Origin of the sequence: Longimicrobium sp. (genome assembly GCF_036388275.1) — a bacterium.
Classification (GTDB): Bacteria; Gemmatimonadota; Gemmatimonadetes; order Longimicrobiales; family Longimicrobiaceae; genus Longimicrobium.
Map to the genome: position 1 here is coordinate 1 of NZ_DASVSF010000108.1, position 15,588 is coordinate 15,588.

Annotated in this window: 10 protein-coding genes and 1 pseudogene; 5 read left to right on the forward strand and 6 right to left on the reverse strand. The window is 70.3% G+C overall.

Going from position 1 to position 15,588, the window contains the following annotated elements; translation table 11 throughout:
• The 4 genes and pseudogenes from VF632_RS24070 to VF632_RS24085 form a co-directional block, all read left to right on the forward strand.
• Positions 1 to 107: pseudogene (locus tag VF632_RS24070) on the forward strand (IS5/IS1182 family transposase); the annotation flags it as partial.
• A gap of 713 nt (positions 108 to 820) precedes the next feature.
• Positions 821 to 1,465, forward strand: coding sequence for a DUF2911 domain-containing protein (locus VF632_RS24075; protein WP_331025489.1), 645 nt, complete (start codon positions 821 to 823; stop codon positions 1,463 to 1,465).
• A gap of 24 nt (positions 1,466 to 1,489) precedes the next feature.
• Positions 1,490 to 2,083 carry a pyridoxamine 5'-phosphate oxidase gene (pdxH, locus tag VF632_RS24080; RefSeq protein WP_331025490.1) on the forward strand — a complete coding sequence of 198 codons (594 nt, stop codon included), beginning with the start codon at positions 1,490 to 1,492 and terminating at the stop codon, positions 2,081 to 2,083.
• Positions 2,084 to 2,264: 181 nt separating this feature from the next.
• Positions 2,265 to 2,588: a hypothetical protein gene (locus VF632_RS24085; RefSeq protein WP_331025491.1), complete on the forward strand. Its 324-nt coding sequence runs from the start codon at positions 2,265 to 2,267 to the stop codon at positions 2,586 to 2,588.
• A gap of 72 nt (positions 2,589 to 2,660) precedes the next feature.
• Here VF632_RS24085 and VF632_RS24090 read toward each other — a convergent pair whose 3' ends face one another.
• Positions 2,661 to 3,968 carry an aminotransferase class V-fold PLP-dependent enzyme gene (locus VF632_RS24090; protein WP_331025492.1) on the reverse strand — a complete coding sequence of 436 codons (1,308 nt, stop codon included), beginning with the start codon at positions 3,966 to 3,968 and terminating at the stop codon, positions 2,661 to 2,663.
• A 631-nt stretch (positions 3,969 to 4,599) separates the two neighbouring features.
• On the opposite strand from VF632_RS24090, the gene VF632_RS24095 reads away from it, so the two are divergent.
• On the forward strand, positions 4,600 to 5,208 hold the full coding sequence (locus VF632_RS24095) for a GntR family transcriptional regulator (protein WP_331025493.1): 609 nt from the start codon (positions 4,600 to 4,602) through the stop codon (positions 5,206 to 5,208).
• A gap of 70 nt (positions 5,209 to 5,278) precedes the next feature.
• On the opposite strand, the gene VF632_RS24100 is transcribed toward VF632_RS24095, so the two are convergent.
• The 5 genes from VF632_RS24100 to VF632_RS24120 all read right to left on the reverse strand — a co-directional run bounded on the left by VF632_RS24100 (position 5,279) and on the right by VF632_RS24120 (position 15,529).
• Positions 5,279 to 7,606: a DUF4344 domain-containing metallopeptidase gene (locus tag VF632_RS24100; protein WP_331025494.1), complete on the reverse strand. Its 2,328-nt coding sequence runs from the start codon at positions 7,604 to 7,606 to the stop codon at positions 5,279 to 5,281.
• Between the two features lie 690 nt (positions 7,607 to 8,296).
• Positions 8,297 to 10,057 (reverse strand): hypothetical protein, encoded by a 1,761-nt coding sequence (locus VF632_RS24105; protein ID WP_331025495.1) that lies wholly within the window; start codon positions 10,055 to 10,057, stop codon positions 8,297 to 8,299.
• A gap of 929 nt (positions 10,058 to 10,986) precedes the next feature.
• The gene (locus tag VF632_RS24110; RefSeq protein WP_331025496.1) at positions 10,987 to 12,660 is read right to left on the reverse strand and encodes an iron ABC transporter permease; all 1,674 of its coding nucleotides are present in this window, start codon (positions 12,658 to 12,660) and stop codon (positions 10,987 to 10,989) included.
• Between the two features lie 119 nt (positions 12,661 to 12,779).
• The gene (locus VF632_RS24115; RefSeq protein ID WP_331025497.1) at positions 12,780 to 14,060 is read right to left on the reverse strand and encodes a hybrid sensor histidine kinase/response regulator; all 1,281 of its coding nucleotides are present in this window, start codon (positions 14,058 to 14,060) and stop codon (positions 12,780 to 12,782) included.
• Positions 14,057 to 15,529: an ATPase domain-containing protein gene (locus VF632_RS24120; protein WP_331025498.1), complete on the reverse strand. Its 1,473-nt coding sequence runs from the start codon at positions 15,527 to 15,529 to the stop codon at positions 14,057 to 14,059. The genes VF632_RS24115 and VF632_RS24120 overlap by 4 nt, the downstream gene beginning before the upstream one ends.
• Positions 15,530 to 15,588 lie beyond the last annotated feature (59 nt).

Below are 15,588 nucleotides of genomic sequence, written 5' to 3' on the forward strand. Positions count from 1 at the left end.
GCTGCCGCCGTTTGAGCAAGGACTACGAGGGCCTGCCGGAGAGTAGCGAAGCATGGATCCATCTTGCGATGTCGGGTCTCATGCTCCGTCGGCTTCGGCCAAGTTGACATTTCTCAACACCCTCTGAGGCCCAGGCGCACCCCACCCGCCCGTACCCGTCACCACGCGGGCCGAAGGATCTAGCCGCGGCCACTTCTTAGCCCGGGCGCGGCAGCGGTCACCAAGCCCGAGGCCGCGGTAGCTCCGCCCCCGCACCTCACCCCCGACCCTTGGGCCCGAGGAAAGCCGAATCCTTGGGTACCGTGCCCGCTGCCGCGCCCAAGTTTCAAGGCGTCCGCGGCTAGATCCTTCGCCCCGCGTAGTCTGGAGTGTGGGTCGGTACGGTGCGCCTGGGGCTCAGGATGACAGGGTGTGGCGTTGCAACGAGTTTGCGTGATGCGCCGGGCTGGCTCCCTTCCCCCGCGCAGTTTGCGGGGGAAGGGTTGGGGATGGGGGGCGGCCGGAATTGCACCGCCGATTTCGATGCGCACCTCAGCCCGCTCAAGTCCGGCGCAGTTTGCCGGGGGAGGGGCCGCGCTCCTGGATCGGGAGCGCCGCGGGACTCCCGCGTTCCCTCGAGTGTGTGGCGGATCCCTCGGTCGCTGCAAAGGACGGGGTACGGGCAGGTGCACCGTGGCCGCTCCGTCGGGATGACAGCGCGCTTCCGTGGGTGCGGTGTGCGCGAGGTCGCCTGCCCGGCGGGACGCGGCTTGCCGGGCGGGGCGGCGCGCCGGTACAATCCTTCGATCGAATCGAACCGCTCACACGAGAGGCTGTCGGCATGACCCGCATCGTTACATCCAACCCCGCCGCGCTGGCCCTGGTGCTCGCTGCGTCGCTCGCCGCCTGCGCCGGGCAGCAGCAGCCGCCACCGCCCGAGCAGACGCCCGCGCAGACCGCCCCCGCGCAGCCCGCGCCCTCCGCGACTCCGGCCGCGAGACCCGCGTCGGCGCAGCAGCCCGCCAGCCCACGCGACACGGCCGAGATCGTCTTCGCGGAGCGCCGCATCATGGTGGACTACGGGCGGCCGTACATGCGCGGGCGCACCGTCATGGGCGGGCTGGTGCCGTACGGGCAGGTGTGGCGCACGGGCGCCAACCAGGCCACCCACCTGATGACGCAGCACGACCTGCGCATCGGAAACGTATCGGTTCCGGCGGGCACCTACACGCTGTACACGCTTCCCGGCGAAACCGCGTGGCAGCTGATCGTCAGCCGCCAGACGGGGCAGTGGGGCACCGTGTACCAGCAGGCGCAGGACCTGGCCCGCATTCCCATGCAGGTGGGCCGCACGGCCGCGCCGGTGGAGCAGTTCACCATCTCGCTGAACGCCGACCCTGGCGCCAGCCGCGTGAACCTGGTGATGGAGTGGGAGAACACGCGGGCCTGGGTGCCCATCGAGATCGTCAACGGCGGCGCACGGTAGCGGCGGATGGAGTCGGAACGCAGGATGGCGGAGCGCGCGGAGCCCTTCCGCCGCTTCGCGGAATGGATGGAGCGCGCGCTGGCGGCCCAGGTGCCGGAGCCCACGGCCATGGCGCTCGCCACGGCCGACGCCCAGGGGCACCCGTCCGTGCGGATGGTGCTGCTGAAGGGCTTCGACGAGGACGGCTTCGTCTTCTACACCAACCTGGAAAGCCGCAAGGGGCGCGAGCTGGCGGAAAACGCCCACGCGGCGCTCTGCTTCTTCTGGCAGCCGCTGGAGCTGCAGGTGCGCATCGAGGGGCGGGTGGAGCCCGTCTCCGCCGCCGAGGCCGACGAGTACTACGCGTCTCGCGCCCGCGGCAGCCGCATCGGCGCGTGGGCGTCGCTGCAAAGCCAGCCGCTGGGCTCGTATCAGGACCTGATGGCCGGCGTGCAGGAGTACGAGGCGCGTTTCACGGGCGACGACATCCCGCGTCCGCCGCACTGGTCCGGGTTCCGGGTGATCCCCTCGCGCATCGAGTTCTGGCAGGGCCGCCCCAACCGCCTTCACGAACGCGAGCGCTTCGACCTGGACCCGGCGGACCCAAACCTGTGGCGCGTGCAGAACCTGTATCCATAGCGCGCTCCGCCGGATCCATCGCATGCGCGAACACCCTCCTCCACCGCCGCGTGGAGGAGGGTGTTGTTTCTTGTCACCCAGCGGGACCGTACTTGTCTGCGGGTCCGTCAGGTGGTACGTTTCCGGACCTACCTCGCACAAAAGCGAGTCTTTGGAACCCTGCCGCACGAGAGAGACGCCGATGAAAGCCGTTGCCGCACGTTCGTTCGCCGCCCTGGCCATGACCGCCGGACTCGCCGCCTTCGCGTATGCACCGGCGGCGCCCTCGTCGGTGCTGTCGGTAGGAATGTATTGCGAGTACGGCTACTGCGAGGCGACTGCCGCCGGAGGGTCGGGGAACTACACCTGGACCTGGACCAACGCCAACCCGAACAACACCGTCGGTGAAACCAGCACGGCAACGCCCTGCTGGACGTACAACAACCAGATCGTCACCGTCACGGCTACCGTGAACGACGGCAACGGCACGGCCTCGGCCAGCCGCCGATACCGCTGCAGCTACTGACGCGCCACCGCTCGCACGAACGAAGGGGCCGGCCTCCATGCACGGAAGCCGGCCCCTTCGGCGTCCCGACGATCAGCCCGACGTCGGCCTGCGCAGGATCGCGGACATCACCTCGACGAATTGGTCGATCTCGTCCAAGGTGGTGTAGACGCTGGGCGTTACGCGGATGCCCTCCACGCCGCCCCACTTCGTCGGGCTGGTGATGATGCGGTGCCTGGTCCACAGCTCGTCGTACAATTTTCCCGCCTCGATCCCCTCCACCTGCATCATCGCGACGGCGTACGAGTGACCCGGGCGCAGGCTGGTGTGCAGCCGCACGCGCGGGTGCCGACGCAGCGCGTTCGCCCAGCGGTCGCGCAGGTACACGAGGCGCGCCGCCTTGTTGGCGATGCCGATGGCGTTGGTGAACGTCATTGCCTCGGCAATGGCGAGCGCGTTGGCAGCCGGGTGCGTGCCGATGTCCTCGAACTTCCGGATGTCGGCCCGGCGCGCCTCGTCCGACGCCTGCAGGGGCCAGAGCTCCGGGACCTTGTCGCGGCGCACGTACAGCATTCCCGTGCCGTGCGGCGCGAAGAGCCACTTGTGAAGGCTGGCCGCGTAGTAGTCGCACTCCAGGTCGCGCTGGGTGAACGGGAAGTGCGCGAAGCCGTGCGCCCCGTCGACGATCACGGGAATGCCGCGGGCGCGCGCCATCCGCACCACGTCGCGCACCGGCAGCACCTGGCCGGTCACCCAGGTCACGTGGCTCACCAGCATCAGCCGTGTCCGGGGCGTCACCTCGCGCTCGAAGATCCGCACCACCTCGTCACCGTCCTCGGCGGGGGCGGGGAGCTCCACCCGCCTGAGCACGATTCCGTCGCGGCGCTCGCGCTGGCGCCAGGTGGAGATCGTGTGCGGGTAGTCGTGCGTGGACGTGACCACCTCGTCGCCGGGCCGCAGGTCGAAGCCCATCTGGCAGATCTGCAGCCCCTCGGTGGCGTTGCGGGTAATGGCGATCTCCTCGGCGTCGCAGCCGAACATCCGCGCCAGGCCCACCCGGACGGTTTCGCGCAGCGGCTCCAGCACCCGCCACATGGTGTGCACCGGCGCCTCGTTGCTGAAGTCCAGGTGCCGCTTCATTGCGTCCTGCACCAGCGCGGGCGAGGGGCTGACGCCCGCGTTGTTCAGGTTGATGATGGCGCGATTGACCGTAAAGGCCTGCTGCACCGGCGCCCAGAAGCGCTCGTCGCGGGCGATCTCCTCCGGCGTGCCGGAAAAGCGGGCCAGCTCCTCGCCGATCTCGCGGAGCTGGCCCGGGCCGCCTTGCGCGAGCCAGGCAGCCGGCGCCGCGCGTGCGGCGGTGGAAAGGAAGTCGCGGCGGGAGACCATGGCGTTGTTCAAGCGGGGTCGAGGGATGCCACGGCTGAACATCGTCCACGCGATCCAAAGGCGCCAGAGCGGATCAGCATCCCGCCCGGGGCTTCACCTGCACGCACGCCGAAGCAGCTATCGAAGCGCCTGTCATCCCGACGGAGCGGCCACCCGGAACCCAGCCCCCGCACGATGGACGGCAGCGACCGAGGGATCCGCCACACAGCTGGGGCTTGCGCCGAAACTCCGGAAGCACCGATCCCGTTGTTTCCTGTAGAATCGCGAGCAGCGTGGAACCAGCCGGTGCATCAGCCGGTAGACAGCCGTGGTGCCTCTCGCAGTGTGTGTGGCGGATCCCTCAGTCGCTGCAGAGCACCGTGGGATTGCAGGTTCGCCGTGGCCGCTCCATCGGGATGACATCGCTCGGCGTCCGGCGCGGAGCGGTGAACCATTCGGGTCAATAAAGCGTCGGACAATCGGGAGTGGCTGCCGAAGTCCCCCTCCATCCCTCTCCTGTCGTGGGTTGCGCGCCCGCCCGTCTGCTGCGATCCTGTCGCGCCAGCATGTATCATCTCTCAGAAAACCCATGGCACTGATACCACACGCCCAGCCGCCACACGGAAACGGGCGCGCGATTTCCCGGGTTCCGCTCCGCGACCAGGTGCACCACGCGATTATCGAGCGCATTCTGCGCGACGAGCTGAAGGCATCGGCGCGGATCAGCGACACGGCGCTGGCCCGTGAGCTGGACGTGAGCCGCACGCCCATTCGCGAGGCGCTGCTTCGGCTGGAGCGTGAGGGGTTCCTGATGGCCGACGTGGGCCGCGGCTTCTTCGTGAAGCCGCTTTCGCAGCGCGAGGTGCGTGACGTATACCCCGTGCTGTGGACGCTGGAGGTGCTTGCCCTGCGCACCGCCGCGCCGCTGACGGACGCACGGCGCGCGGCGCTGTCCGAGATCAACGCCCAGCTGGAGGGCGAGGACGACCCGGAGCGCCGCATCGACCTGGACGCGCGTTGGCACCGCACGCTCCTGGAGACGTGCGGCAACGAGTACCTGCTGGGCACCATCGACGCCATGAAGCGGGTGATCCGCCGCTACGAGTACGCGTACATGCTGAACGCGGGGTTCATTCCCGTGTCCACCCGCACCCACGAGCAGATCGTCGCCCACGTCGTGGCCGGCGAGATCGCAGACGCGGTGCCGCTGCTGGAAAGCAACTGGCGGTTCTCGATGGAAAGCCTGCTCGACTGGCTCCCCGACGGCGAGTGATCCGGCCGGGACGAACGAAAGGCCCGCGGCGGTTGCCGCGGGCCTTTCGCGTTTCGGCGGGGGTGCGCCGTCAGTTGTCGTAGTGCATTCCCAGCAGGCGCGTCCAGGCCTTGGCCATCTGCTCGTACTCCGCCGGGCAGCGCACCGCGCGCGACTGGGGGAGCAGGCCGTTCGTCACCCAGTGCTGGTACTTCTGCGGATCGGAGCCGTAGATCCAGCACACGATGTTGTACAGGCGCTGCGGCCCCAGCGAGTGCTCGTCGGCGTAGTCGGAATCGTCGAACTGGTTGCCCGTCTGCAGGGCCAGCGCGCCGGCGACGGCCGCGTTGGCGCCCTTGTCGCCGTCCTGCAGCAGCACCAGCGCGGCCAGCTGGTCGGCGGCGTCCTCTTCGCGCCCGGTCACCGGCAGGTCCAGCTGGTGCCGCAGGGCGTGCCCCACCTCGTGCATCATGATGAAGGCGAACGCCCCGTCCATCTTCTCGCGCAGCTCGTCCGCGTTGTTCGTGGCCTGGCTGAAGATGGCGTTCAGGTACTCGATCATCTCGTAGCAGAACGTCACCCGGCCTTCGCTGGGGCTGTAGAAGGCGTTGGGGTCGCCGCACTCGCTGAACAGCAGCGGAACGTTGCGGGGCAGCGGGAAGTTGGCGTTCAGCTGCTGGGCGAACGCTTCCATCCGCTGCTCGGCCTGCACCTGCTCGCGCATGGTGTTGTACTGCGGGTTGCGGACGGCGGGGTAGCCGGCCACCCACTTGCCCGTCAGCTGGGAACGGGTGCTTCCCTGCGGCACGTTGTTCCCGCCCCGGTTGCCCTCGACGGGCGCGCGCTCCACCGTCAGGGTGTACGAGCCGGTGATGCGCGGCTGCACCGAGTTGGCCCGCACCAGGTACAGCCCGTTCTCGTTCACCCGCACGCGAAGCTGCGAGTTGGTGCCGCCCCCGCCGTCGTCGTCGTGGCGCACGTCGCTCACGTCCTCGCCATCTGTCGACGCCACGGTGAGGAAGGCGTCGAAGTCCGACGAGCGCATGGTCACCAGCACCTCTTCGCCGGGCGTACCGCGGTAGAGGAAGTTGTCGGCGTACGAGCTGTCGGAAAGCATGGGGTCGCTGCGCTCCAGCCGCCCCGTCACCGGCTGCCCGGCCTGCAGCGAAGCCATTCCCGACGCGCTGCCCCGCTCCTGGCTGGTGGGCACCTGGTCGCCGCGCTGCACGATCAGCGAGTACGGCCCCGTCTCGTCGGCACCGAACGAGTTGGCCATGATCACGTACGTGCCGCTCTGGTCGAGCGTCGCCCGCACCTGCGCGTTGTTTCCCGGCCCGCTGTCGTCGTCCTGCGCCACCCGCTCCACGTCGCCGCCGGACATGCGGGCCAGGGTCAGGTACGGGTCGAACGAGGTGGACGTGAGGGTGATGGCGATCTCGTCGCCCGGGTTGCCGGAGTAGGTGAACACGTCGTAGTGCGAGCCGTCGTCCAGCTTGGGGTCCGACGCTTCCAGCCGCCCGCTGACCGTTTGGCCGATGCGCACGGCCGGGTAGCTCCCCGCGGCCTGCTGCGGCTCGTTGCGGCGGCGGCGGCGCACCACGCGCCCGGCCGGCTGCACCGACAGCGTGTACGCGCCGGTCACGTCGCCGCGCAGCGAGTTGGCGCGGATCACGTAGCGCCCGCTGGCGGGCACCTCCACCCGCAGCCGCGCGTCGGTTCCGCCGCCGCCGTCATCGTCCGTGTCCGTGCCCTGGATGGCTTCGTTCGCGCCGGGACCGCCGCCCAGGTAGGCGTCGAACGCCGCGGACGTCATGGTGATCTCGATGTTCTCGCCCGGCGTTCCCTGGTACGTGTACAGGTCGTAGTGCGAGTCGTCGCCCAGCTTGGGGTCCGACGCGGCGAGCTGGCCGTTGACCGTTTGGCCGGAGCGGATGGTGCCCGGCTGCGCCTGCCCGCCGGTGCGGCGCGGGGTGGGCGTGGGCTCGGGCTCGGGGGCGGGCGCGCCGCCGGCCTGCACCGAGAGGGTGTAGGCGCCGGTCTCCCCGCCGGAAAGCGAGTTGGCGTGGAAGTAGTAGACGCCGCTCGCGGGCACCGTGGCCTCCATGCGGGCGTTGGTGCCACCCCCGCCGTCGTCGTCCATGTCCGCCGTCTGCACCCGGCCGCCCTGGATCGTGGGGCCGCCGGCCAGAATGGCGTCGAAGGCGGTGGAGTTCATGCTGATGGTGATGCGCTCGCCGGCCCTGCCGCGGTAGACGTACAGGTCGAAGTGCGAGTCGTCATCCAGCTTGGGGTCCGACGCCGCCAGCGAGCCGTTGACGGTCTGGCCGGCGCGGATGGCCTGCTGCGCGCCGGCGGGCGACGATGCCAAGAGGGCCGCCAGGACGGCGCCCAGCAGCGGAGCGGATGTGCGGTTCATCATTCCGGTGAATGAACGAAGGTGGGTGTTCAGCGGGAGAGTGGGGCGCGAACGCGGTCCCGCGGGAAGTGCAGGGAGAGAAAGGACGGGCGCGCGAGGGGATCGGCGCCCGGAGCCCGTCTGGTCCTACCGGGCTGCAATATAAATGGTTCCGCCCCCGCGTCCAGCAGCTCGTTGCAGTTCGCCGCTTGCGCCGCAACTGCCGAAGCGCGCCTGTCATCCCGAGCGAGCGGCAACACCATCGTTCTCGCCACGACGTGGATGGCAGCGACGGAGGGATCCGCCACACACCCATCGAGACGCATCGGGGTTTCGGATTGCGCCGCGGCTACCGTAGAAGTCCGGGCGCGCCGCCCAGACCTCCGCCACGCCAGTGCAGGCCAGTCCGCAAAGGCGGACTTCGTGTCGTCGTTGCAGCGACTTCAGTTGCCCGTGCTTGGGGCGGCCTCGGTCTCCGTGACCGCTGCCGCGCGTCGGTTACGACCCTGGCGAGCGGCGAGACGTTTCGAGATCGGCCGTGCAGTCCCCGGCTGCCCTCTCCCCCCGGCCCCCTCTCCCGCAAGCGGGAGAGGGGGAGAACTGCACCACGCTCCGGTCGCGCCACAGGGCCGAACTCGCACCACGGCCAGCCAGTCTGCGAAGGCAGACTTCGTGTGGTCGTTGCAGCGACTTCAGTCGCCCGTCCCCCGTCGATCAGCGTCTTCCGTCCTCCCGCGGGCGGGCGACGCTGAGGGGGCGGCGGATGACGACGGGAGCGCGCCCGGGAACCCGCACCTCCACCTCCAGCGTGTACTCGCCCGGGCGCAGGTCCGGCGGAAGCCTCACGCCCAGCGAGCGGCCGACGATGGGGCCGCTCTGCGCCTCCTCGTTCCACCGCATGCTCACCGCCCGCCCCGCGCGGGCCAGCCCCACCGCCTCCAGCTGCCTGCGCCCCCATCCGGGCTGCCCCGGTACCAGCTGGAGCGCCACGCCCATGCTGTCCGTCCCCGGGGGGACGTCGTACATCTCCCAGAACACGGCGAAGGTTTCGCCCGGGGCCGCGGTGCCGCTGCCGCGGGCCAGGGGAGCGGCCTCGTCCAGGGTGGCCGGGCGGGCCTGCGCGTCGGCGAGCAGCATCAGGTCCGACGCGTGCTCGCCGGGCTGCACCACCATCGCCTGCCGCCATCGGCCGACGATGCGCGTGGAATCCTCGCGCACCTCCAGGCTGACGACCGTGGCCCCCGGCGCCAGCCGCAGCCGCAGCGCGCCCCGCGGCGAGTCGCCCGTGGCCCGGACCACGAGGGCGGGCGCGTCCACTTCGGCCATGGTGACGAGGGCGGCGCGGATGCGGGGCGCGGGCGGAAGGCTGTCGCGCTCCATGGCGTACGCGCCCACCAGCTCGGCCTCCGCGCCCCGCCGGAAGACGGCGAGGTCGTGGGGCAGCGGCACGAACCGGTGGGCGTAGACCGGGGCGTACCGCGTGACGTCGGGAACGCCGTCGTCCTCCCACGCCCGTTCATCCAGCCGGGCCGGGTCCATGGCGGCGGCGAGCGGCGGAAGGAACTCGCTGGTGCGCGGCTTCACGTAGCTGACCAGCCCGTCCTGCCTCCCCGCGCCGCGGACGTAACGCTCCCACCACACGTGGCGGCCATAGCGCACCAGCAGCTCGCCCGAGTCGGCCCCCCACGGCAGTCCCTCGGTGATCCGGGCGCGCTGCTGCATGCGGTGGAACACCCAGCGGGTGGCGTGCTCCGTCCAGCGGTCGTTCCCCGGCTCCGACCACAGGGGGTCGGCCAGCCACCACACTCGCCGGGCGAGCGCCTCGCGCTCGGCCGCGTTCGCGCGGCGCCAGGCGCGGCCCCCATCCGGGGGAAGCAGTGGCAGAAGGTCCGTCCACTCCTCGCGTTCGGCGGCGGGCATGGTGCCGAACGCGCGACCGAACGCGGCCTCGGACTCGGCGAAGCGGCCGGCGTCGTGAAGTGCGTACCCTTCCAGCGCGGCACACCACCACGGCTGGGCGCGGCACTCGCGCGCGGCGGCGACGGCCCGCTCCGCCTGCCCCGCCTCTGACAGGTAGCGCACGCGCTGCCCGGCGATCCACCCGTCGCCGGGCAGCGCGGCCGCCGCCCGGTCCAGCGCCGCGATCAGCTCCGCACGGCGGGGCGGCACCCGGCGGTGCTCGGGCGGCGGGTCCTGCTCGTTGTCGTCGTCAAGCCAGAAGCAGAACCGGCCCACCCGGTGGTCGCACCGTTGCGAGCTGCCCACGCCGCTGTGGCTGATGGGGATGTAGCGGTACCGAAACTGCTCGAACGCCGACTGCGCGCTCCGCGCCTGGCGCAGCACGGCGCCCGAATCCACGCTCTGCACGCTGGCGGGAGGCGCGCTGCCCGCGGTGAGCCGGGCCTGCGCGGATGCGGTGAACGGGACGAGGACGGCACCCGCGAGAACTGCGCTTCGGACGAGGGTTGGAACCATGCGCGGCGCCCCTGCGTGAGGAGTGGTGCGGCGAAGCTGGACTGGATGGATGCGCTGCATCGCGCGGGCCAGCGGGGAGAACTTCGATCGTGTATCGGCCAGGTTCGGCGCGTCGGCCGGTGCCCCCCATCCCCAGCCCTTCCTCCGCAAACTGCGCGGGGGAAGGGAGCCAGTGTCGTGCGCGTCCACACTTTCGGCGCACACACGGCCCTGTCATCCTGAGGCGCAGGCGCACCGTCCCATCCCGTACGCCAGACCTCGCGCGCCGAAGGATCTAACCGCGTACACGTACCACCCAGGGCGCGGCAGCGGGCATCAGTGCAGAGGCCGCAGGGTCGAGGCATTTCGAACGGGGCCGGCGCATGCCGCGGCTGCCCTCTCCCCCGGCCCCTCTCCCGCAAGCGGGAGAGGGGAGAACTGCACCAGATTTCAGGCGCGCACCAGATTGCAACTCGCGCCAGGGCAAGCCAGTCCACGAAGGTGGACTTCGTGTGGTTGTTGCAGCGAATTCATTCGCCCCAGCGGGGGCCGAGGTCTCTGCTCGTGCAGGGGTGGGTCCCAGACAGGGTGTCCGCGCTCCCATGCCGGGCATCCGAGTCCCTGGGCTTCGTGCCCGCTGCCGCGCCCGGGCTTGTTTCCCTTCCGCGGCAAGATCCTTCGGCCCGCGTGGGGTGGCGTACGGGCGAGTGCGGTGCGCCTGGGCCTGAATAGAAAAAGTCCAATTCGTCCAAATCATAAACGGCGCCCGCGAGCCCTTTTCATCCCTCAGGGTCGGCCGGAGGACGGTGAAAGACTCAGGATGACAGGCTGTGCCGCTTCGGCCGGGGTGACGCGCCGGGCTGGCTCCCTTCCGCCGCGGCTGTTTGCGGGGGAAGGGTTGGGGATGGGGGGCGCCTCGGGGCCCGCACCGTGCCCGTTCGAAACGATCCCTATCCCCCCGCGACGTTCTTGTGCCCGAATGCGAAGACCACGCCCACCAGGACGATCAGGATCACCCCGTACGCCGCGGCGCCGCCGAAGTCGAAGCCGCGCAGGCTGGAAAGCATCTCCACCGAGATGGGCCGCGTGCGGTGCGTGTACAGCAGGATGCTGGCGACGAACTCGCCCAGCGCCGTCACGAAGGCCAGCAGCGCCCCCGCCGCCAGCCCGGGAAGCACCAGCGGCAGCACCACACGCCGCGCCGTCGTCCAGCGCGAGGCGCCCAGCGAGGCGGCAGCTTCTTCCAGCGCGGGGTCCATCTGCCGGAAGCTGGCGAGCGCGGCGCGCGTGACCAGCGGAATGTTGCGGATGAAATACGCCAGCGGCAGGATGGCGAAGGTGCCCACCAGCACGAAGCGGCCGGCCAGCGGCTGGTGCACGTTGAAGGTGAACACCAGCGCGATGGCCAGCACCGTGCCCGGAAGCGCCCACGGCAGCGCCACCAGCGCCGACACCAGCCCGCGCCCGCGCAGCTTTTTCCGCGACATCAGCCAGGCCGCGCCGTAGGCGAAGATGACGTTGGCGATGGTAGCCACCGTCGCCATGCGCAGCGAGTTGAGGATGGGCACCAGCCGCTGCGAATCGCCGAACAGCCGCGTGTAGTTCTCGGCCGAGTACGAGGGCGGGAGCGTCTGCGTGGTCCACGTGCCCTCCGGGACGAACGAGATCAACAGCACCGTGGCATGGGGGAGCAGAAGGAAGCCCACCAGCGCCGTCGCCGCGAGGGAGAGCATCCGCCCCCGCCCGCCCGCCGCCGGCGGCGCCGCAGACAGCCCCTTGCCGGCACCGGTGTACTCGCGGCTGCTCTCGTAGCGCTGAAGCAGCACCAGGAACAGCATTGATGCGGCGGCCAGCACCACGGCCTCCACCGCCACCAGCCCGTCCTCGCCGTTCAGCTTGCTGTTGAACAATTGCGTGGTGAGCACTCGAAAGCCGCCCCCGAACACGTACGGCGCGCTGAACGACGCCATCGACGTCATGAACACCAGCAGCGCGGCGCCGCCCAGCGCGGGAGCCAGCATCGGCAGGGTGACGCGGCGCATGGTGGTCCACCACCCGGCGCCCAGGGCCGCGGCGGCCTCGGCGTAGCCGGAATCCAGCCGCGACAGCCCTGCGGAGGTGAACAGGTAGAAGTAGACGTACATCGTGTACGCGTGCACCAGCAGGACCGCCCACGCGCCGCTCATCCGCCACGGAGCCTGGTCCATTCCGAACAGCGCCTGCACCCCGCGGGTCAGGAACCCGCTTTCGCCGTAGAGGAAAAGGAAGGAGATGGTTCCCACCAGCGGGGGAAGCAGCACGGGCATGGCCGCCAGCGCGCCCAGCACCCGCCGGCCGGGAAAGTCGCGCCGGGCGAAGAGAAAGGCCAGCGGAACCCCGATCAGCGCGGAAAGGACCACGCTGGCCAGGGAGATCCACACGCTGTTCCACAGCGCCTCGCGCTCCGAGCGGCTGCCCAGGAAGCGCGCGTAGTGCTCGGTGGTGAAGCGCCCGCCGTCGAGCACGCTGTCGGCCAGCACGAACAGGTTGGGGTACAGCACCAGCCACAGCAGCACGAAGGCCACCGCCGCCATCAGCGCCAGGGTGCCGCGCGAGGTGCGCTGTATATGGTTGCGTTCGCTCATCCGGCTATCGAGAAGGCTTTCACGCGGAGCCGCGGAAGAAAAAGCGAGAGCCGCGGAGGAGTCGGAAGAGTTCCGCAGTTCTCCGCGACCTCCGCGCCTCCGCGTGAGACGAGGTTTTCCTAGGTCGTCGCGCGCGGCAGGGTGAGCGTAAAGGTGCTTCCCCGCCCGGGTGCGCTCTCGGCCGTCAGGTCGCCGCGCATGCCCACCGCCAGGTCGCGGCTGATGGCCAGCCCCAGCCCCGTTCCCTCGGCGGTGCGCGTAAGGTCCGAGCGCAGCTGCACGAACGGCTCGAAGATGGCGTCGAGCTTGTCCGGCGGAATGCCCATTCCCGTGTCGGCGACCACGAACACGGCGTTGGGGCCCACCGAGTCGCAGCGCAGCGTCACCGTTCCGCCGGCATCCGTGAACTTTACGGCGTTGGAAAGCAGGTTCGCCAGGATCTGGCGCAGCTTCTCTTCGTCGGCGCACACGACGAAGTCGTCCTCACACGTCTCCACCTCCAGCGCCAGCCCCTTGGCCTGCGCCTGCGGCGCCACCAGGGCCTCGGCGGAGGCGAGGGCGGAGCTCACGGTCACCTCGCCGATCTGGTAGTGGACGGTGCCCGTCTCGAGCTTGGCGTAGTTCAGCACCTCGTTGATCAGCCCCAGCAGGTGCCGCTGGCTGGCCTGGATGCGCGCCAGATCGTCGCGCTGCTGCTCGCTGACGGGCCCGCGGATGCCCATCTCGATGAGGTCGGCGTACCCGCCGATGGCGTTCAGGGGGGTGCGCAGCTCGTGGCTCATGGTGGCCAGGAACTGGCTCTTGGCGCGGTTGGCCTCTTCGGCCGCGCCGGTGCGCTCCTCCAGCTGCTCGGTCGTGGCCTGCAGCTCGCGGGTGCGCCGCTCCAGCGCCTCGGACTGGGCCTGCATCTCGGCCGCCCGCTGCTCCAGCCGCTGTGCAAGGGCGCGCGCTTCCTCCGCGCGGCGGCGCAGCTCCAGCGACAGCCGCCGTGCGCGCAGCAGGATCTCCACCCGCGCCCGCAGCTCGGGGCGCTCGATGGGGGCCACGATCAGCTCGTCGACGCTGCGCCACACGTGGCGGGTGATCATCTTCACCCCCGGCCGCGAGGTCACCAGCAGCACGGGAAGAAAGGCCGGGTGCTCGGCCGTTTTCCGGCGCTGCACCCGCTCCCACAGGCGGTCCAGCGCGCGGCCGTCGAGCACGCACAGGTCGAAGTCGCCGTCCAGCGCCTCATCGTCTTCCGCCGGCACCACCGCGTAGTCGCGCGACAGCTCGCAGGCCAGCAGCGAGCGGTTCTCGGGCTGGTCCAGGAGCAGGAGGATGCGGCTGCCGCGCCCCTCCGGCGGGCGCGTCGCCTCGGGCGTGGCGCGGGCGGGGTCCGCGACGGGCGCGCCGTTCATTCGCGCGCGGGCTCGTCGTGGCTCACCCGCTCCGGCATGCCGGTCAGCACGCCGCGAAGCCCCACGAGGGGGGCGCCCACCTGCACCCCGTCGCAGGTGACCTCGATTTCCCTCAGCGTCTTGGCGAAGTCGCTGAGCCGCTTCTTCAGCACGCCCACCGCCTTGCGCAGCTCGCCCCCCATCTCCAGGTAGCGAAGGAAGATGAGGTTGTCGCACAGGTAGCTGACGCCGATGTCGGTCGCGCGGAAGTCGCCGGTGATCGAATCGGTTTCGTTCACCAGCAGCACGGTGACGCCCATGTTCTTCAGGTAGCGCCCCAGCGAGTGCAGGTGCGTCACCAGGTCGTCGCCGGCCAGCGTGAGTCGGTATCCCGAGACGCCGTCGATCATCACGATCCGCACCCCGCGGTCTTCCACCTCGCGGCGCACCATCAGCGCGAACTCGCCGGGCGAAAAGCGCAGCGGCTCGATCTCCACCACGTGGAGCGACCCGTCGGCCATCATGTCACGCACGGAGATGCCCACGTTGTCGCAGCGGTGGAGCAGCGTCTCCAGCCCCTCCTCGAACGCGTACACCACCGAGCGCTCGCCGCGGGTGGCCGCCTCCTTCATGAACTGCATGCCCAGCGTGGTCTTTCCCACACCGCTGGGGCCGCTCAGGATGGTGATGGTGCCGCGCTCGATGCCCCCGCACAGCATCTCGTCCAGCTCGCCGATGCCGGAGGGGATGGGCTCGGGATCGAAGGGCCGCTCGTGCGCGGCGGGCACCAGGCGCGGGTACACCTCCATGCCGGCCGCGGTCAGGCGCATGGAGTGGCGGCCGCCCTCGAAGTCAGACCCGCGCAGCTTGCTGACGCTCAGGTACCGGCGCAGCACGCCGTGCTCGGCAGAGATTTCGAGGTCGATGATCCCGTCGCTCATGAAGCGCAGGTCGTCGTCGGGAACGCTGTCGGTGGGTTCGGAGCTCAGCAGCACCGTGGCGCCGTGCTCCACCAGGTAGCGGACGAACGACAGCGCCTGCTTGCGGAACTGGAAGGCGTCGGGGGCCAGGTAGCGGAGCGTGGTGACCGCGTCGACGAACACCCGCTGCGGCTTGAGCCCCTCGATGGTTTCCACGATCTGCCGCGTGGTGGGGTCGCGCTCCACGTCGGCCGGGGAAAAGATGTCGTAGCTCTGGTTCTGGGCGAAGAACTCGCGGGTGGGGCTCAGGTCCAGGAAGGAGATGCCCGACAGGTCCAGCCCCTGCGCTTCCGCGTCGCTGCGAAGCTGCGTTTCCGACGACTCCAGGGTGATCAGCAGCGCCCGCTCGCCCAGCGCCACGCCGGTGAGCAGGAAGTGAAGCCCCAGCGTGGTCTTGCCGGTGCCGGGGCCGCCGCGCACCAGGTACGCGCGTTCCGGCACCAGGCCTCCATGAAGCACTTCGTCGAGGCCAGGCAGCCCCGTTGGGCGCCGCGGAGTGCCGGTATCCACGTAAGATCCTCGCTGGATGTTTGGAAAGGCCGCCGGAAGCGTTCGGGCGATCCCGAATA